This is a genomic window from Bacillus sp. AFS001701 (genome assembly GCF_002559405.1).
GTDB lineage: Bacteria > Bacillota > Bacilli > Bacillales > Bacillaceae_G > Gottfriedia.
Map to the genome: position 1 here is coordinate 1 of NZ_NTZO01000724.1, position 484 is coordinate 484.

1 protein-coding gene is annotated in these 484 nt (G+C 25.4%); it reads left to right on the forward strand.

Annotated elements, in window-relative coordinates:
- The first annotated feature begins 119 nt into the window (after positions 1–119).
- Positions 120–443 (forward strand): hypothetical protein, encoded by a 324-nt coding sequence (locus tag CN514_RS24865; RefSeq protein ID WP_098234840.1) that lies wholly within the window; start codon positions 120–122, stop codon positions 441–443.
- The last annotated feature ends 41 nt before the right edge of the window (positions 444–484 follow it).

Genomic DNA, 484 nt, shown 5'->3' on the forward strand with positions numbered 1-484 from the left:
TTTTTTTTTTGAATTAAATGACAGTTTAGTTTAATAAAGTTGAGAATTGAAAAGGAGAGTTTACCTTAGAAAAGCAATTTTATGAGGTACTAATTGTAAAAGAATAAGGAGTATTTGAATTGAATGAAAAGAGAAAATATAAGATAGAATTAAGTTCAATAATTTATTTATGTTCCTTTTTAGTGGTTTTTCCAGTGAGTTTACCATTGTATTTTGTATTAGCTATGGGGTCTGCTGATCCTTCGCTTTCAATAGTTACTACGGATATGATTTATTATGGCTTTCTAATATTTATTAGTATTGTAGGTTCTATAGTTTTGAAACGCATATTTGGAACTGGATTAAGAAACAAAAATAATAAAATAACTTGGTCAATATTTGTAGCACATTTTGTCTTAATACCATTGAGCGTCCAATTTTATAATTATTTATTTTTTTATTAAGACAAAAGGGATTATTAAATTAGATACTCATCTAATTCAAC